The organism is Halorussus litoreus (genome assembly GCF_003382685.1).
GTDB classification, from domain to species: domain Archaea; phylum Halobacteriota; class Halobacteria; order Halobacteriales; family Haladaptataceae; genus Halorussus; species Halorussus litoreus.
Genome location: NZ_QLVG01000041.1, coordinates 1 through 16,753, shown reverse-complemented (window position 1 = coordinate 16,753; position 16,753 = coordinate 1). Strand labels below are relative to the sequence as shown.

16 protein-coding genes are annotated in these 16,753 nt (G+C 63.1%); 11 read left to right on the top strand and 5 right to left on the bottom strand.

Going from position 1 to position 16,753, the window contains the following annotated elements:
* Positions 1–23: 23 nt before the first annotated feature.
* The 3 genes from pdhA to DPQ64_RS13050 are packed head-to-tail and all read left to right on the top strand — an operon-like array spanning position 24 to position 3,768.
* The gene (pdhA, locus tag DPQ64_RS13060) at positions 24–1,133 is read left to right on the top strand and encodes a pyruvate dehydrogenase (acetyl-transferring) E1 component subunit alpha (RefSeq protein ID WP_115864803.1); all 1,110 of its coding nucleotides are present in this window, start codon (positions 24–26) and stop codon (positions 1,131–1,133) included.
* Positions 1,134–1,136: 3 nt separating this feature from the next.
* Positions 1,137–2,141, top strand: coding sequence for an alpha-ketoacid dehydrogenase subunit beta (locus tag DPQ64_RS13055; protein WP_115864767.1), 1,005 nt, complete (start codon positions 1,137–1,139; stop codon positions 2,139–2,141).
* 1 nt (position 2,142) lies between these two features.
* Complete coding sequence (locus DPQ64_RS13050) at positions 2,143–3,768, top strand: dihydrolipoamide acetyltransferase family protein (RefSeq protein WP_115864766.1); 1,626 nt, start codon at positions 2,143–2,145, stop codon at positions 3,766–3,768.
* Between the two features lie 73 nt (positions 3,769–3,841).
* On the opposite strand, the gene DPQ64_RS13045 is transcribed toward DPQ64_RS13050, so the two are convergent.
* The gene (locus DPQ64_RS13045) at positions 3,842–4,792 is read right to left on the bottom strand and encodes a DMT family transporter (RefSeq protein WP_115864765.1); all 951 of its coding nucleotides are present in this window, start codon (positions 4,790–4,792) and stop codon (positions 3,842–3,844) included.
* 156 nt (positions 4,793–4,948) lie between these two features.
* On the opposite strand from DPQ64_RS13045, the gene DPQ64_RS13040 reads away from it, so the two are divergent.
* The 4 genes from DPQ64_RS13040 to DPQ64_RS13025 all read left to right on the top strand — a co-directional run bounded on the left by DPQ64_RS13040 (position 4,949) and on the right by DPQ64_RS13025 (position 9,898).
* Positions 4,949–5,431 (top strand): Lrp/AsnC family transcriptional regulator, encoded by a 483-nt coding sequence (locus tag DPQ64_RS13040; RefSeq protein ID WP_115864764.1) that lies wholly within the window; start codon positions 4,949–4,951, stop codon positions 5,429–5,431.
* Between the two features lie 52 nt (positions 5,432–5,483).
* Entirely contained in the window at positions 5,484–6,701 is a 1,218-nt protein-coding gene (ilvA, locus tag DPQ64_RS13035; protein ID WP_115864763.1) for a threonine ammonia-lyase, read from the top strand.
* A gap of 177 nt (positions 6,702–6,878) precedes the next feature.
* The gene (locus tag DPQ64_RS13030) at positions 6,879–7,535 is read left to right on the top strand and encodes a lactate utilization protein (RefSeq protein WP_115864802.1); all 657 of its coding nucleotides are present in this window, start codon (positions 6,879–6,881) and stop codon (positions 7,533–7,535) included.
* A 254-nt stretch (positions 7,536–7,789) separates the two neighbouring features.
* A complete protein-coding gene (locus DPQ64_RS13025; RefSeq protein ID WP_115864762.1) occupies positions 7,790–9,898 on the top strand; it encodes an outer membrane protein assembly factor BamB family protein in 2,109 nt (702 codons plus the stop codon).
* A 15-nt stretch (positions 9,899–9,913) separates the two neighbouring features.
* Here DPQ64_RS13025 and DPQ64_RS18860 read toward each other — a convergent pair whose 3' ends face one another.
* The gene (locus tag DPQ64_RS18860) at positions 9,914–10,648 is read right to left on the bottom strand and encodes a hypothetical protein (protein ID WP_157971702.1); all 735 of its coding nucleotides are present in this window, start codon (positions 10,646–10,648) and stop codon (positions 9,914–9,916) included.
* 151 nt (positions 10,649–10,799) lie between these two features.
* Between DPQ64_RS18860 and lpdA the strand changes: the two genes are divergently transcribed.
* Entirely contained in the window at positions 10,800–12,224 is a 1,425-nt protein-coding gene (gene lpdA, locus DPQ64_RS13020; protein ID WP_115864761.1) for a dihydrolipoyl dehydrogenase, read from the top strand.
* A gap of 69 nt (positions 12,225–12,293) precedes the next feature.
* On the opposite strand, the gene DPQ64_RS19935 is transcribed toward lpdA, so the two are convergent.
* On the bottom strand, positions 12,294–12,584 hold the full coding sequence (locus DPQ64_RS19935) for a helix-turn-helix domain-containing protein (RefSeq protein ID WP_115864760.1): 291 nt from the start codon (positions 12,582–12,584) through the stop codon (positions 12,294–12,296).
* 514 nt (positions 12,585–13,098) lie between these two features.
* Complete coding sequence (locus DPQ64_RS18855) at positions 13,099–14,001, bottom strand: hypothetical protein (protein ID WP_232820574.1); 903 nt, start codon at positions 13,999–14,001, stop codon at positions 13,099–13,101.
* A gap of 137 nt (positions 14,002–14,138) precedes the next feature.
* Between DPQ64_RS18855 and pheA the strand changes: the two genes are divergently transcribed.
* A complete protein-coding gene (gene pheA / locus DPQ64_RS13010; RefSeq protein WP_115864759.1) occupies positions 14,139–14,948 on the top strand; it encodes a prephenate dehydratase in 810 nt (269 codons plus the stop codon).
* Positions 14,949–14,969: 21 nt separating this feature from the next.
* Here pheA and DPQ64_RS13005 read toward each other — a convergent pair whose 3' ends face one another.
* Positions 14,970–15,467: a hypothetical protein gene (locus DPQ64_RS13005; RefSeq protein WP_115864758.1), complete on the bottom strand. Its 498-nt coding sequence runs from the start codon at positions 15,465–15,467 to the stop codon at positions 14,970–14,972.
* Between the two features lie 166 nt (positions 15,468–15,633).
* Between DPQ64_RS13005 and hsp14 the strand changes: the two genes are divergently transcribed.
* A complete protein-coding gene (gene hsp14 / locus DPQ64_RS13000) occupies positions 15,634–16,080 on the top strand; it encodes an archaeal heat shock protein Hsp14 (RefSeq protein ID WP_115864757.1) in 447 nt (148 codons plus the stop codon).
* A 106-nt stretch (positions 16,081–16,186) separates the two neighbouring features.
* Positions 16,187–16,639 carry a peroxiredoxin gene (locus DPQ64_RS12995; protein ID WP_115864756.1) on the top strand — a complete coding sequence of 151 codons (453 nt, stop codon included), beginning with the start codon at positions 16,187–16,189 and terminating at the stop codon, positions 16,637–16,639.
* Positions 16,640–16,753 lie beyond the last annotated feature (114 nt).

The window sequence follows — 16,753 nt, the reverse complement described above, 5'->3', positions numbered from 1 at the left end:
AACATGTCAGGATGGGTTCGACCGTGAGCATCGTACACCGAGACCCCCAGGATAAGGTACAGATCCTGGACGAGGACGGGAACGTAGTAGAGGGCGCGGACGTCCCCGATATCTCCGACGAGGAGATGCTGGACATGTACCGCGAGATGAAGCTGGTCCGCCACTTCGACGAGCGAGCCGTCTCGCTCAACCGGCAGGGCCGGATGGGAACCTACCCGCCGCTGTCGGGGCAGGAGGCCGCGCAGGTCGCGAGCGCGCACGCGCTCGGTAACGACGACTGGCTGTTCCCCAGCTACCGCGAACACGGCGCGGCGATGATCCGCGGACTCTCGCTCGAGCAGACCCTCCAGTACTGGATGGGTCACGAGGACGGCAACGCCGTCCCCGGCGAGTCCAACATCTTCACCGTCGCAGTGCCGATCGCGACCCAGATTCCTCACGCGACCGGCGCGGCGTGGGCGTCGCGGCTGCAGGGCGAAGAGAAAGCGTTCCTCTGTTACTTCGGCGACGGCGCGACCAGCGAGGGCGACTTCCACGAGGGGATGAACTTCGCGGGCGTGTTCGACGCCCCCGCGGTGTTCTTCTGTAACAACAACCAGTGGGCCATCTCGGTCCCGCGCGAGCGCCAGACCGCCAGTGAGACGATCGCCCAGAAGGCCCAGGCGTACGGCTTCGAGGGCGTGCAGGTCGACGGGATGGACCCCCTCGCGGTGTACAAGGTGACGAAGGACGCCGTCGAGAAGGCCAAGAATCCCGGCGAGGACGAACTCCGGCCGACGCTCGTCGAGGCGGTCCAGTACCGCTTCGGGGCCCACACCACGGCCGACGACCCGTCGGTCTACCGGACAGACGACGAGGTCGAGAAGTGGAAGCAGAAAGACCCCATCCCGCGGCTGGAGGCGTTCCTGCGCGACCGCGGCGTCCTCGACGAGGAGACTGTCGCGGAGATCGAAGACGAGATCGAGGCGTCGGTCGCGGACGCCATCGACGCCGCGGAGGAGGTCGAGCGCCCCGATCCCGAGGAGATATTCGCGCACGTGTACGCAGACATGCCGCGCCGGCTCCGCGAGCAGTACGACCGGTTCGAGCGCATCCGAGACGAGCACGGTGACGACGCACTTCTGGAGGACTAATCTATGAGTCAACAGGCAACCCAAGACCAAGAGACCGAGAACCTCACGCTGGTTCAAGCGGTGCGTGACGGACTGGCCACCGAGATGCAGCAGGACGACGACGTGCTCGTGATGGGCGAGGACGTCGGCAAGAACGGCGGCGTGTTCCGCGCGACCGATGGCCTCTACGAGGAGTTCGGCGAGGACCGGGTCATCGACACGCCGCTTGCCGAGTCCGGTATCGTCGGCACCGCCATCGGGATGGCGGCCTACGGCCTGAAGCCGGTGCCCGAGATCCAGTTCCTCGGGTTCATCTATCCGGCGTTCGATCAGATCGTGAGCCACGCCGCACGCCTGCGAACGCGGAGTCGCGGCCGGTTCACCTGCCCGATGGTCATTCGCGCGCCGTACGGCGGCGGTATCCGCGCGCCCGAGCACCACTCCGAGTCCACGGAGGCGTTCTTCGCCCACCAGCCGGGCCTGAAGGTCGTCATCCCCAGCACGCCCTACGACACGAAGGGGCTGCTCATCTCGGCCATCCGTGACCCCGACCCGGTGATGTTCCTCGAACCCAAGCTCATCTACCGGGCGTTCCGCGGCGACGTGCCGACCGACTCCTACGAGGTGCCGCTCGGCGAGGCGGCGGTCCGGACGGAAGGGTCGGACATCTCGGTGTTCACGTGGGGCGCGATGACCCGCCCGACGCTCGAAGCCGCCGAGCAGCTGGAGGGCGAGATCGACGTGGAGGTCGTCGACCTTCGGACCGTCTCGCCGCTCGACGAGGAGACCATCGTCGAGTCGTTCGAGAAGACGGGTCGGGCCGCCGTGGTCCACGAGGCCCCGAAGTCGGGCGGTCTCGCCGGCGAGATCGCCGCCACCATCCAGGAGGAGGCGCTGCTGTATCAGGAGGCACCGGTCGAGCGCATCACCGGGTTCGACACCCCGTTCCCGCTGTACGCGCTCGAGGACTACTACCTGCCCGAACCCGCCCGCATCAAGGAGGGCATCCGGGACGCGGTGGACTTCTAACATGGTCCGAGAGTTCAAGCTGCCCGACGTCGGCGAGGGCATCAACGAGGGCGAGATTGTCACCTGGCTGGTCGAGGAGGGTGACGCAGTCACCGAGGACCAGCCGGTCGCGGAAGTCGAGACCGACAAGGCCATCGTGGAGGTGCCCGCGCCCGTCGACGGGACGGTCCGCGAGATAATCCCCGACGAGGGCGAGATGGTGAAGGTCGGCTCGGTCATCATCACCTTCGACGTGGAGGGCGAACCGGTCGAAGAACAGACGGAGGGCGAAGCCCAGCGGGCCGCCGAGTCCGGCGAAAGCGGCGCCGAATCCGGAGCAGCGGCCGAATCCGAGCAGGCGACGACGCAGGGCGAGGCGACCGAGGAGACGGTCTCCGAGGCCAGTGCCGATGAGGTCTCGACCGGCGAAGGCCGCGTCTTCGCCGCGCCGAGCGCGCGCCGCCTCGCCCGCGAGTTGGGCATCGAGATCGCGGCGGTCGAGGGTTCGGGACCGAGCGGTCGCGTGACCGAGCGGGACGTGCGCGCCGCCGCGGAGGGCGACGACTCGACCGACGGCGAGTCGGCCGACGACGCGGACCTCGGTTCGGGGTCGGGCGATTCTGGTGGCCCCGACTCGGAGTCGGCGGCTGCCGAGCCGTCCGGCGGCTCCGGCGCTGGTGGCACGAGCGGTCCGTCGCCCACGACGGCGGCGGGTGGCTCTGGCGGTCCGTCGATGGAGGCGGCCGACCGCGAGCGCACGCTGGCCGCGCCCGCGACCCGCCGTGTCGCCGACGAGCAGGGCGTGGACATCGACGCCGTACCCGCAGTGGAGGAGCGCGACGGCGAGGCGTTCGTCACCGAGGAGGCGGTCCAGCAGTACGCCGAGGCCCAGCAGCAGGCCCAGCGCGCGCAGGCCGAGCAGGCGGCCGCGACCGACGCGTCCGGGGCGAGCGCGGTCGAGCGCATCCAGTACAAGGGCGTCCGCAAGACCATCGGCGACGCGATGTCCGAGTCGAAGTTCACGGCACCGCACGTCACCCACCACGACACCGCGGTAGTCGACGACCTCGTGGCGACCCGCGAGCGCCTGAAGCCGAAGTCCGAGGACCAGGGTATCCGGCTGACCTACATGCCGTTCGTCATGAAGGCGGTCGTCGCGGCGCTCAAGCAGCATCCGAAGCTAAACGCCGAACTCGACGAGGAGGCCGGCGAGATCCTGCGCAAGAACTACTACAACGTCGGCGTGGCGACTGCGACCGACGCCGGACTCATGGTGCCGGTCGTCGACGGCGTCGACGAGAAGGGCCTGCTCCAGATCTCCAGCGAGGTCAACGAGGTCGTCCAGAAGGCCCGTGACCGCTCGATCACCCGCGACGAGTTGCAGGGCTCGACGTTCACGGTCACGAACTTCGGCGCTATCGGCGGCGAGTACGCCACGCCGATCCTCAACTACCCCGAAGTCGGGATTCTTGGTATCGGCGAGCTGAAACAGCGGCCGGTCGTGGAGGACGGCGAGGTCGTCGCGAAGCACACCCTGCCCATCTCGCTGACCATCGACCACCGCATCGTGGACGGCGCCGACGCCGCGGCGTTCGCCAACACGTTCATGGAGTACGTGGAGAATCCGGAACTGCTCCTGCTGGAGTAGCCCGGCTCCCTCTTTCCGACTCGTTCTCGCTCGCCCGGGCCGTTCGACCGGTCGGTTTTCGACCGGGCGACCGTCAGGGTCCTCGACCGTCCGCGGTCCGGAACTTCGAGACCGACCGTCGCAGGGTCCGCCGACTGACGAGCGTAAACCCGCTAGCCACCGCCACGAAGCCGACGACCGTGGTGATCTCTACGCCGCGTCCGAGCAACAGCACCGACACCACCGCCGCGGCGACCGGTTCGAGATACGCCACGAGCGTCGTCTCGGTGGCGCCGACGCGATGCACGAGGCGAAAGTACAGGAGGTACCCGGCCGCCCCGCCGATCAGGGTGACGTACAGCAGCGACCCGAGCACGACCGGCGATATGCTCCCCAGTGGTGGCAGCGACTCCCCGCGGAGTGCGCCTCCGGAGAACAACGTCGCCGCTCCCACGAGCATCGCCCATCCCTGTAGTGACTCCGTCGGCAGGCCGCCGTCGAATACCTGGACTGCGACCGACCCGACAGCGAACAGCGTCGTTCCGAGGAACACGAGTCCGACCCCGGCCGCCGTGGCCGAGAGTGCGGTCGTACCCGGCGTGGGTTTGGAGAGGACGAGGACCCCGATAAGCCCGAGACAGAACCCGGCAACGTCGAGGGAACCGCGGGACTCGCCGAGTATCGGGACGGCGACCAACGCGGCCACGACCGGTGACATCGTTATCACGACGGAGGCGACCGCGCCGGAGACGTACTGTATTCCCAGATACAGTCCAGCCTGATATCCGCCAAACATGAACCCGCCGACGACGAGGATGCTGAGGAGTTCGCGCCGGGTTTGCGGCAGCAGGCGGTCCGTCTCGAACGTTGCGTACGCGAGGACGATACAGCCCGAGACGCCGTAGCGAATGCCCGCGGCACCGAGCGGCGGAAACTGCGCGACGATGACGTCTATCGCCGGGAATCCCGCTCCCCAGAGGAAGCCGAGAGCGACGATAGCGAGACTGGCGGGGACGTAGAGTCTGGTACGGATCGCCTCGAACATCTCGTGTCACGCACAGCTACTCGCCGGATGGAGAATAATCGAACTCTCTCGGCAATCACTCGATTCGATTTCGATATCTATGAAATAGTTCCGAATCAGAACGGGATTCTCCAGCTATTTCGAAGTAGTTACGAGGTCACTGGCGTATCACGCGTCATGGACGAGAAAGATATTCGGATCCTGAAGTCGCTGGCAGACCTCGAAACGACCAGTACGGAGTCGGTCAGCGAGGCGACCGGTATCCCTCTCTCGACGGTTCACTATCGCGTCAACAGCCTTCGAGAGGCCGGCGTCATCGACAACGAGCGCCTCGACATCGATCTCGACGAGTTCGGACTCGGGGTGACGATTCTGGTAGAGATATTCACGAAGGACGACCGGTACCACACCGAGAGCGGTCGGGCTATCACGGAGATCGAGGGCGTGACGAAGGTCTTTTTCACCATGGGTGAAACGGACTTCATCGCGCTCGCACGCCTTCCCGACAGCGATAGCGTCGAACGGCTCGTTTCCGACTTCGAGGAACTCGACGCGGTCGCTCGGACCGACTCCACGTTCATCATCGAACGCGAACTCGACAGTCACCACCCGCTCCAGAACTACTCCGAGGAGTCGCTCGTCGAGACGTTCGCCGAGTAGCCGATCCACCCCACTGATAAACTCATATAAACTCCCTCACACACTGTCAACCATGGCCGAAGTCACCCTCGACGACGTCGAGGCGGCGCGCGAACGATTCGACGAGACGGTCGTCCAGCAGACGGGCGTCGACCGGAGTCGGTCGCTGAGCGAGATGACCGACGCGGACGTCCACCTCAAGATGGAGCATCTCCAGCGCACGGGCTCGTTCAAGACCCGCGGCGCGTACAACAAGCTCCAGCAGGTCGCCGAGCGCGGCGGCATCGAGCGCGTCGTGGCCGCGAGCGCGGGCAACCACGCGCAGGGGGTCGCGCTCGCCGCGACCAAGACCGGCATCGACTCGACCATCGTGATGCCCGAGAACGCGCCGCAGGCCAAGGTCGAGGCCACCCGCGAGTACGGCGCGGACGTGGAGCTTCGTGGCGAGGACTTCCAGTCCGCGATGGCGTACGCCCAGTCGCTGACCGAGGACGAGGCGACTGCGTTCGTCCACGCCTACGACGACCCGGCCATCGTCGCGGGACAGGGCACCATCGGCGTGGAGATTCACGAGCAGGTCCCCGACGCCGACACCGTGGTCGTCCCCATCGGCGGCGGCGGGCTGATCGGCGGCGTCAGCGCCGCGCTGGCGGAACTCGCGCCCGACGTTCGCGTGGTCGGCGTGCAGGCCGAGCAGGCCGCGACCGTGCCCGAGAGCCTCGACAAGGGTATCCCGGCCTCCATCGACTCGCCGAAGACCATCGCGGATGGCATCGCCACGGGCGGCATCTCGGAGCTGACCCTCGACCTCATCGAGGCCCACGTCGACGAGGTCGTGACCGTCTCGGACGACGAGATCGCCCGCGCGGAGCTCCTCCTGCTCGAACGCGCCAAGCAGCTCGTGGAGGCGGCGGGCGCGTCCGCTATCGCGGCGCTACTTTCGGCGGACCTCGACGTATCGGGCGAGACCGTGGTGCCCGTGCTTTCGGGTGGAAACATCGACATCTCGATGCTCCAGACCGTGCTCACGCAGGCGCTGACCGAGCGCAGCCAGCTCCTCCGGCTCCGGGTCCGCATCGAGGACGAACCCGGCGAGATGACGACGCTCTCGGGCATCATCGCCGACACGGGCGCGAACATCCGGACGGTGCGCCACGACCGCGCCGTGGACGACCTGCGCGTCGGCGAGGCGTACCTCGTGTTTCAGGTGGTCACGAGCGGGACCGCCCACGCCGAGAACATCATCGGGAAGGTCAGGGACGCGGGGTACGAGGTCGAACGGGTGGTATGACCCGCCGGTCCTGTCAGCCGCCCCGGTCACACTCGCGTCACCTGCAAACGTCGGCGTCATCGGGTGACGCGAGTGTCCGCGAGTACTTATGCCCCTCTGGCGATTTCTATCGGACGAGAGCGGCGCGCGTCGGTGGTCCCACGAACGGACGCCGCCGACTCGTCGCTCGTGATATTCATGACACACGACAAGGCAGCCTTCGCTGACGAGGTATCGTACGACGAATCGCTGGACGAATCCCTCACCGACGACCAACTCGACGAGACAGTCGAGAACCTCGAAGACCGCGGCTTCGAGGTCGTGGTCGTCGACTCGGCCGACGAGGCGCTTGAAGCGCTGCAGTCCCGGATTCCGGCGGGCTCGTCGGTGATGAACGGCCACTCGACCACGCTCGAGGAGATCGGCTTCGCCGAGTACCTCTCGGAGGGCGACCACGACTGGGAGAACCTCCACGCCGAGGTGTTCGCTATCGACGACGACGCAGCGCGCGCGACCGCCAGACGTGAGGCCCAGACCGCCGACTACTTCCTCGGCGGGATCAACGCCATCGCGCAGTCGGGCGAACTCGTCGCCGCCGACGCCTCCGGGAGTCGGGTCGGCGCGTACCCCTTCGCGGCCGAGAACCTGCTACTCGTCAGCGGGACGAACAAGATAGTGGACGACCTCGACGCCGCGCTCGACCGCGTCGAGAACGTGGCGTACCCGCTCGAAGACGCCCGCGCTCAGGAGGTCTACGGTGCGGGAAGCGTGATTGCGAAACAGCTCATCTACCGGTACGAGAACGACGAGGGTCGCACGACGGTCGTCCTCGTCCGCGAGAGGCTCGGTTTCTGAGCGGGACCGCGCGGACCGTCCCTCTCGCGAAGCTGGTTGCGGAATCGAACGCTGGCCGCGAATCGGACGTTTTCTGACGGTGGCTCGGAGGACTGACTCCGTTTTCGATTCACCCTGGTTCACACTTCGCCGACGTTTCTCCGACACTCGTTCACCTGTCGTTGCTTTCGAGACGCGACGTGAGGTGGCGACCCCCCGATTGACCCATGTGGTGAACCAAAAGATACTACGTGTTATACTAAGAGGGATTACGCATGGGTAGAAGTGATTCTGTTCCTACACTCTCCCGGAGAGCTTTTGTCGGCAGTCTCCTCCCGTCTGGGCTAACGACGGGTTTCGACCCTGCGTTGTTCACGTCGCCGGAAGTCCGGTGGAGCGTTACGGCAGCGCACGATTCCTTTGCGGCTCCGCTAGTCGTCACCGACGAACACGTCTACGTCTCGACCGAGCGGAGCCTCTCCGCCCTTTCGATTCAGGACGGAAGCGAACAGTGGAGGATTAGCGCTGAAAACCCGTTCGTCGGGGCGAAGAATCTCGGGGAAAACACGCTCTACGTCGATTCCACGCAGAACGTCTCTGCGGTCGATCTCCGCACTGGAACCCGCCGCTGGACGTTCAACGGGGGAGACGCTCTGGCGGTATCTGACGAGGCCACGTACGTCGCTGATGCAGATCGCGGTACTCTTTTGGCACACTCGACGACCGGGACCGGAGAGTGGCAATCCACATTTGACGCGCAGTCCCACTCGGATGTACTGTCCGATTCGGACACGTTGTTCGTCGCGACCGACCGGGGTACCGTTCGTGCGGTTTCACCGGCGGACGGTACCGAGCGTTGGCGGTTCCGCAGTCCAACGGGATTCGAATCTTCGTTCACGAAGATGAACCTCGTTGACGTCGTCCCGTCGTCGGACCGATCCCGAACGCTCTACGTGTGGGCGACCAGTGGGGACGAAAGCGGTATCTTCGCGCTCTCGGCTGACGATGGTACAGAGAGATGGCACTTTCATACGTCTCGAACGCGCAATCAGTTCCCCGGGTTAGTTACACCGCATTTAGTCGCGGTCAACGACGGGAAACGAGTTTACGGCCTCTCCCCGGCCGACGGGACGGAACGGTGGCAATTTGTGGCGGACGATGCGCTGACGAGTTCGGTTCGGCGAGCTAACGGGGACATCTATCTGGCGACGACGACCGGGACCGTTTATGCCGTTTCTGCGGCCGACGGTACGATGCAGTGGCGAACCGAAACCGGGTCGTTTCCCCGTCTCGGAACGGGTATTGGCGGCAGAATCGCAGTTGGGGGCGAGGAGAGAGTACACGTCCTCTCGACTTCGGACGGGAGTCGACGCTGGACGTATGATTTCGACGGGACGGTGGCGTGGCCGCCCCGGTTGATCGACGACACTGCGGTCTGTTTCGGAACGACACGCGGAACTGTGTTTCTTGTGTCGCCTCCGAACGACATTATCAGTACGGATATTGGTACCGGTACACTGGTTCTGGGCGGCTTGTTACTCGGTTCTGGGGGTGCTACGGTCGCGTATCGACAGTTACAGAGCTCCGGGAACGATGAAGAGTCGTCCCCGAAAAGACGTGCCGACGACTTCGAGTTGGGTGAGCGGATACGCTCCGAAGAACATCACGAAACGTTCGAAGCGTATCCACGATCCGGGGACGGACAGACCTCCGTCACGCTGAAGCGCTTGCGAACGACGCCACCGCCTCATTTCGATGAGCAGTTCGAGCAGACCGTCCAAAGATGGGCGAACGTCGACCACGATACTATCGCATCCGTCCGTTGTTGGGGAACCGCTCCCGAGCCGTGGATCGTGTTAAACCACAGTACCCGAGAAAGTCTCGCCGACAGAGTCGACGCGATTGGTATCGAAACGGGAATCGAGATACTTTCGACCGCGAGCGAGGCACTTCACCATGCACACCAGAATGGGATCGTCCATACACGTATTACGCCCGATCATATTCTGCTTCCCGACACGAACCCCGAAAATGCATTCGTAGATGTGGTTCCATTCCGGCAACTCTGTGGCGACGATACGTCCCCGTACGTTGCCCCCGAACAACGCACGTCGGAAACGGACGCCCTTTGCGCGTCAACTGACGTGTATCGGCTCGGTGCAATCACCTACCGACTCGTTACCGGCGAACCCCCTTTCGAAGGTGACAGTGAGTGTGCGACCGAGCACTCATTCGTACCACCGAGTGATCGTTCCCCGGACCTCCCGGAGCGTGTGGACGACGTTCTCGCCAAAGCTCTGGCGAGTAACCCGAGCAAACGCCACGAAACGCCGTTAGCGTACCGAGACGAGCTTCGATGGGTATTCTTCGTTCACGACGGGTAGCTACATTGCCTCGTGTTAGCAGTAACTCTCGGCACACCCGTTGCAAGGGTCACCAGTATAACAGCAGTCGTTACAACATTCGCTCGGGACGTGATGCACGAGGCACCCACACGAGGTTGGACTACAGGAGATTCCACAGTAGTCATTCGGATAACAGGCACCACACAGGCAGTCCGACGACGTAGATATTGTCTCTTTGCGCTTCATAGAGTCAAACGGCGATTCGACCTCTTCTTCCGAAACGACCGCGAAACTACGGTTTCGCTCGGGAAGAACGACCACCTTTAATTCTCCCGGCGAGACCCGTCTTTTAACCTCGATTCGGACGGTTGAATCTCCGTCTCGGAGTACTCCAAACACCATCGTGCCCTCGGATGCACTCCCGAACTCTTCGACCGATTCGTATAACTCATCGACGGGCAGCTCGGAGACGGACGCCGAGTCAAGATAGTCTCGGTTCGACAACTGTGTAAGCGTGTCGAATGCGCTCGTTTCGAGGGCCTGACGAACTCGCTCAGTATCGTGATACGAACTCGCGGCTGCCATCCGCTCGTCTCTCTTCTCGACACCGTGGCCGACTGCAGTTCCGGAAATTCCGAACGTCGATGCGAGTGTAACTCCGAGGCCGCCGAAGGCGCGCTTTAGAAACCCGCGTCGGTCGGACTTTTGTCCGAGTTCCGCGAGCAGGCTCTTTCGGGTCGTGTTCACGCGCTCGTCGTCGACTAAAGTGTCTTCGTCCGTGGCTTCCATAATAATAATAATAAACACGTTTATATAAATATAAATTTTGTTATTCTAATATCTGATAATGTCCCCATCTTCCGACACGCGCTTCACGACGTACTGTCCGCGTTCCGGAATCCACCTGATTTTTCACCCTGTCCGCCGACTTCCCGAACATATGGTCGTCGGAGACATCTCGACTGGGACGGACGTGTTAGTAATCGGCGCAGGACCGGGCGGCTACGTCGCCGCCATCCGCGCGGGCCAGCTCGACCTCGACGTAACGCTGGTCGAGAAGGACGCCTACGGCGGGACCTGCCTCAACTACGGCTGCATCCCGTCGAAGGCGATGATTACGGCCTCGGACCTCGCCCACGAGGCGGGCGACGCCGAGGAGATGGGCATCTACGCCGACCCCGAGATCGAGATGCCCGAGATGGTCGACTGGAAGGACGGCGTGGTCGACCAGCTCACGGGCGGGGTCGAGAAGCTCTGCAAGGCCAACGGCGTCGAGCTGATGGAGGGCCGCGCGGAGTTCGCCGGCGAGAAGAAGGCCCGGGTCGTCCACGGCGGCGAGGGCCAGGGTTCGGAGACCGTCGAGTTCGAGCACGCCATCGTTTCGACTGGAAGCCGACCCATCGAGGTGCCGGGCTTCGAGTTCGACGACGACCCCGTACTCGACTCCCGGCAGGCGCTCGCCATGGAGGAGGTGCCCGAGAGCCTCGTCATCGTGGGCGCGGGCTACATCGGCATGGAACTGGCGGGCGTGTTCGCGAAGCTCGGCACCGACGTGACCGTCGTGGAGATGCTCGACTCCATCCTGCCGGGCTACGAGGACGACCTCGCGCGCCCGGTCAAGCAGCGCGCCGAGGACCTCGGCATCGACTTCCATTTCGGCGAGGCCGCCAGCGAGTGGGAGGAGTCGGGCGACGGCATCACGGTCCGCACCGAGGACGAGGACGGCGAGATCTCGGAGTTCGGCGCGGAGAAGGTCCTCGTCGCGGTCGGCCGACAGCCGGTCACCGACACGCTCGGGCTGGAGAACGCCGGCATCGAGCCGAACGAGGACGGCTTTATCGAGACGGACGACCGCGCCCGCACGGCGGTCGAGCACATCTTCGCCATCGGCGACGTGGCGGGCGAACCCATGCTCGCGCACAAGGCCAGCTCGGAGGGGCAGGTCGCCGCGGAGGTCATCGCGGGCGAGCCCTCGGCGCTGGACCACCAGGCCATCCCGGCCGCGGTGTTCACCGACCCCGAGATCGCCACCGTGGGGATGACCGAAGCCGAGGCCGAGGACGAGGGGTTCGAGCCCGCGGTCGGCCAGTTCCCCTTCCGCGCCAGCGGTCGCGCACTCACGACGAACCACGCCGACGGCTTCGTCCGCGTGGTCGCGGACGAGCCGAGCGGGTTCCTGCTCGGCGCGCAGATCGTCGGCCCGGAGGCCTCCGAGTTGATCGCGGAACTCGGGGTCGCCATCGAGATGGGCGCGACGCTGGAGGACGTGGCCTCGACGGTCCACACCCACCCGACGCTCGGCGAGGCCGTGATGGAGGCCGCCGAGAATGCGCTGGGCCACGCGATTCACACGCTGAATCGGTAATACTCCTAACCTATAGTGTAAAACATGTAGGGGGCGGATATAAAACCGATATATGGCGAATGTGAAACACTAATCTTTTCTTCTATATACCCCACTCTGGACTTTTGACAACTGTTCCTTCTCAACTAATCTACCTAGTGATCGGCTGACACTCGTTTTAGGACGCTCAATTTGTTCTGCAATCTCCGAAGTAGTTAATGTTGTTTCCGTAGATGAACGGAAGCATTCAAGAATCTGCGTTTCAACTCGGCTTGCCACTTGTGATAGGAGTTGGTACTCGTATGCCAACTCTCGTACTGCTTGGAGATCAAATTCTACTCTTTCTACTCGACGTCCTGCTGGGCCGCGTTGTCCTCGCATACTTATATCCTGCACAATCCCTATATTCTCCAAACGATCAATGTCCTCTGACGAAAAGTTCGCTGGAGATACTTGTAGCTGGGTATCGCTACCGATCCGGAGCCGTTCGCTTTCTGACACAGTTGTTTATTTTCATTCGGGTATTATAACATTATCGGGGTCGTTCTCCTCTTTTCCATATATGAAATGTAAGATTCCAGCACGTCATCACGATTATGGCCTATGGTATTACTATTTCCATAGGTGTTAATTTGGCTGGAGGGCAGGCGTAAATATACTTTGAGGTGTTTCAAGTATTGACATCCTTGAAAATGAAAATCCCATATGTCCACAATACTATTCCACTTACGCATAACAAAATAACGTTAAGGCAAACCCCTAAGGGAAGCGTTTATGTGAAGTGAAGTTCTTAGGTATAGTTGAGGATGCGATGTTGGCGGTTAGCGTAACGCGCCGCCGCATCGGTGAGGGCAGTGAGGTAATAGCTCACAGCCTAATGACATCCGGTCTGATTTCATATCTCTGTAAGTAGGTAGTCACGTACAGTTTTGTCAGGTATTTCAGAGACAAGGTCACGGAACGGGTCTTGTGTGGTCGGTGTTGGATTGACAGGAATTCCCTTTCCCATTAGCCAACTGAGCGCCCGTGAACGCGTGTCCATCTCCCGAATTGGTTTTAATTCAGCGAGCTTGTATACTGTTGAAGTTTCTCCTGAGTTACGTACCCATGAAGGATCAAGTTCTTTGATATTATTATGTCCGATTGTTCCGATCGTCTCTGTTGATTCAAGCTTTGAGCGAATATATCCTGCAATATAGTCTGCTGCATTCGACTGTGGGTATGTTCTGTCTGCGTTTTGTAGGAATGTCAAATGGACTGGACACACACCATGTCGAAAGCTTGACCCAAAGTCCTCAGCTACTTGCTCTCTTAGTCGTTTTTCGTATTCCCTGTAGTTATCAATTGCCCCATCGTGAAGTAGCGTGGCTGGTTCATTTTTGTCCGGGTTGACGGCTTGCCCAATAGCACTAGTAATCGCCTTCTTTGCGGCCATGCTTGTGGCTGTAGCCTGTTCGTGTTGTGTGAACGAACCCTTACAGACAATTGCAGTCCATGTAATCGGAGTTTCCTGAAGGGAGTTAATAAACGAGGCAACGTTCCTCTCCCGTTCTTGTATATTGACTTCTCCGTATCGCACAAGTGTTGAAGACTTGAATTTGAACGGCTTTAGTCCAGACTCGATGAGTGCTCGAACAAGCACCGAGTCGTTTCGGCGATGAGTTCGAACCGCTACTGTAACGCAGACACCTCCTGTAGACGCGTCATTCCCAGATTCATCTACCCCAACTACATGGTTCGCACGAGTTGAATTTCCGGTCTCATCCTTAATCAGTACAGGGCGGAGCGACGACGACATCGAACGTTTATCACATGGTTGATGCACCCATTTAATTGCATGTATTCTATTTCCCGGCGAATAACTCTTATTTGCCTCACAATAGGTTGCTCTGTTACACCCGACGCCCTTTTGTCCCCGACCGAGAATGACCCCACATGGAAGCAGTCACGCTCGGTCCGGAGGGGACCTACTCCCATCGGGCCGCCAGTTCCGTCGCCGACGAGGTGGCGTTCCGCGAATCGGTCACCGCCATCGTGGAGGCGGTCGCCGACGGGGAGTACGAGCGCGGCGTGGTCCCCATCGAGAACAGCATCGAGGGCAGCGTCACCGAGACGCTCGACGCGCTGACCGACCACGAGGTCGCCGCTGTCCGGGAGATCGTCACCCCGATTCGCCACGCGCTGCTCGCACAGGGCGAGGAGTTCTCGGTGGTCGCGAGCCACTCGCAGGCGCTCGCACAGTGTCGGAGCTACCTCGAATCCAACTATCCCGACGCCGACCTCGAAGCGGTCGCCAGCACGGCTCGTGGCGTGGAGTACGCCCGCGAGAACGCGGACGTGGCGGGCATCGGCCACCCCGCGAACGCCGACGGCGACCCGGCACTGCAGGTCGTGGCCGGGGACATCCAGGACCGGACCTCGAACGCGACGCGCTTCTTCGTCGTCGCGCCGCCCGAGGCGCGCTCGGACGCTGGTGGGAAGTCCTCACTGGTCGTCTACCCGAACGCCAACTACCCCGGTCTCCTGCTCGAACTGCTCGAACCGTTCGCCGAGCGCGACATCAACCTGACTCGCGTGGAGTCCCGGCCGAGCGGCGAGCGACTCGGCGACTACGTGTTCCACGTCGACTTCGCGGCCGGACTGTACGAGGAGCGCACGCAGGCGGCCATCGCCGAAGTCGAGGAGCTCGCGTCGAACGGCTGGGTCCGGCGGCTTGGGTCGTACGACACCGAGCACGTGGTGTAGCCGGTCGGCTTCTCGACGTAGTCACTCGGACGCCGTCGTGGTCTCGGCCGGACACCGATCGGGATCTTTCGTGTACCAGATGGACACCTCGCCGGTCTGCGAGCCGGTCACGTCGCCGATCTGGATATTGAGTCCGAGACAGGGGGTGTCCCACTCGCGGAAGTCGAACGCCGCCCACTCCGAGGTCGGCTGGTCGTCCCGCCACGCGTACAGCACGTAGTCGCCGACGTCGGTCGGAAACCCCTCGAACCTTGCCCCACCGGTCCGCGCGACCTCTGAGGAATCGGACTCCTCCGGTTCAGCAGGCCCGATCTCCTTCTCCGCCGAGTACACGGGTTCGTCGCCGTCGAGGACGAGGACCGAGACGGTGTACGAACGGAAGTCGTAGTTGTTCGCGTCGAGTTCGCTCAGCGTCGGGTCGACCGACGAATTCCGACTGCTCGTTGCGCATCCGGCAGTACCACCTGCCAGCGCGACGCTACAGAGTTGGAGGGCTCTGCGGCGGGTCAGGGCCGACATCGTGCCTACAGCTGTCGGTCGAACGACGATAGGTTTTGTGTCGTCTCGCTGGCGAGGTCGCACCGTCCGTCCCGTCGCCGACGCCACTCGGAGGACGGGCCAGCGCTAATTCTTAAGCACGCGCGGGTCGAACCTCGAACGGGCGACCGACCGCCCGGGGGACACAATGACAGGACGCAGAAATCCGTTCCGGGAGATCGAGGAGATGATGAACCGCATGAGCCGCCAGTTCGAGGAGTCGATGGGCGGCTCGCAACTCGGCGAACTGACCGGCGGGGGAAGCGCGGCCGTCGACGTGGCCGACCACGACGGCGAACTGGTGGTCACCGCCGACCTGCCCGGCTTCCAACGCGAGCAGATCGACCTGACGCTCCGGGGCGACGAACTCCGGATCAGCGCCGAGCGGGAAGAGGAGTCCGAGGAGAGCGACGACGAGGACGGCCACTACCTTCGGAAGGAGCGGCGCCACCAGTCGGTGAGCCGGTCGGTGGTCCTCCCCGAGGAGGTTGACGAGGACGGGGTCACCGCGGAGTTCCAGAACGGCGTGCTGACCGTCACGCTTCCGAAGCGACGCGACGAGGACGACGACTCCCATCGGATCGACATCAGCTAAATCGTCACTATCTCGACCGCCGGTAGCACGCGAGCGGCCTCAGTTAGCACGCGAGCCACCTCGGGCAAGCGCAAACGCCTTCCCGTTCGGTCCGCAATCCTCGGCCATGACGCTCGAACCCGGCGACCCCGTGCCCGCGGTCGAGGCCAAGAACCAGCGCGCCGAGGTAGTGACGCCCGACTTCTCGGAGCCGACGGTGCTGTACTTCTACCCGCGTGACGACACGCCCGGCTGCACCACCGAGGCCGAGCAGTTCGACCGGGAGTTGGAGAGCTACCGCGACGCGGGCGTCGCGGTGTACGGCGTCTCGACCGACGACGTCGAGAGCCACGAGGCGTTCGCCGACGAGTACGACCTCGACTTCGACCTGCTCGCCGACCCCGAGGGCGAGATCGCCGACGCCTTCGGTGTCGACACCTCCCGAGGCGCGGCCGCGCGCACGACGTTCGTCCTCGCGGACGGCGAGGTGACGGCCGCCTACGAGGGCGTCGACCCCGACGGCCACGCTCGGGACGTGCTCGGTGACATGCTCGACGACGGGCTCGTGGCGCTCGACTGACGCGGGACGGCCGTCTGAAACGGGACGACGTTCCCCCGAAACGCGACTCCGATCCTTCTGAAACGGGACGCTACCGGCGCGCCCGCACCGCATCGCGTCGACGCGATGCGGTGC

What these genes read in the sequence shown, in the direction of transcription:
- DPQ64_RS12995 (WP_115864756.1), top strand. Translation starts at nt 16,187, where the DNA reads ATGACGCTCGAACCCGGCGACCCCGTGCCCGCGGTCGAGGCCAAGAAC.
- hsp14 (WP_115864757.1), top strand. Translation starts at nt 15,634, where the DNA reads ATGACAGGACGCAGAAATCCGTTCCGGGAGATCGAGGAGATGATGAAC.
- DPQ64_RS13030 (WP_115864802.1), top strand. Translation starts at nt 6,879, where the DNA reads ATGACACACGACAAGGCAGCCTTCGCTGACGAGGTATCGTACGACGAA.
- DPQ64_RS13040 (WP_115864764.1), top strand. Translation starts at nt 4,949, where the DNA reads ATGGACGAGAAAGATATTCGGATCCTGAAGTCGCTGGCAGACCTCGAA.
- pheA (WP_115864759.1), top strand. Translation starts at nt 14,139, where the DNA reads ATGGAAGCAGTCACGCTCGGTCCGGAGGGGACCTACTCCCATCGGGCC.
- lpdA (WP_115864761.1), top strand. Translation starts at nt 10,800, where the DNA reads ATGGTCGTCGGAGACATCTCGACTGGGACGGACGTGTTAGTAATCGGC.
- DPQ64_RS13050 (WP_115864766.1), top strand. Translation starts at nt 2,143, where the DNA reads ATGGTCCGAGAGTTCAAGCTGCCCGACGTCGGCGAGGGCATCAACGAG.
- DPQ64_RS13045 (WP_115864765.1), bottom strand. Translation starts at nt 4,792, where the DNA reads ATGTTCGAGGCGATCCGTACCAGACTCTACGTCCCCGCCAGTCTCGCT.
- DPQ64_RS13005 (WP_115864758.1), bottom strand. Translation starts at nt 15,467, where the DNA reads ATGTCGGCCCTGACCCGCCGCAGAGCCCTCCAACTCTGTAGCGTCGCG.
- DPQ64_RS13055 (WP_115864767.1), top strand. Translation starts at nt 1,137, where the DNA reads ATGAGTCAACAGGCAACCCAAGACCAAGAGACCGAGAACCTCACGCTG.
- DPQ64_RS18860 (WP_157971702.1), bottom strand. Translation starts at nt 10,648, where the DNA reads ATGGAAGCCACGGACGAAGACACTTTAGTCGACGACGAGCGCGTGAAC.
- ilvA (WP_115864763.1), top strand. Translation starts at nt 5,484, where the DNA reads ATGGCCGAAGTCACCCTCGACGACGTCGAGGCGGCGCGCGAACGATTC.
- DPQ64_RS19935 (WP_115864760.1), bottom strand. Translation starts at nt 12,584, where the DNA reads ATGCGAGGACAACGCGGCCCAGCAGGACGTCGAGTAGAAAGAGTAGAA.
- DPQ64_RS18855 (WP_232820574.1), bottom strand. Translation starts at nt 14,001, where the DNA reads ATGTCGTCGTCGCTCCGCCCTGTACTGATTAAGGATGAGACCGGAAAT.
- DPQ64_RS13025 (WP_115864762.1), top strand. Translation starts at nt 7,790, where the DNA reads ATGGGTAGAAGTGATTCTGTTCCTACACTCTCCCGGAGAGCTTTTGTC.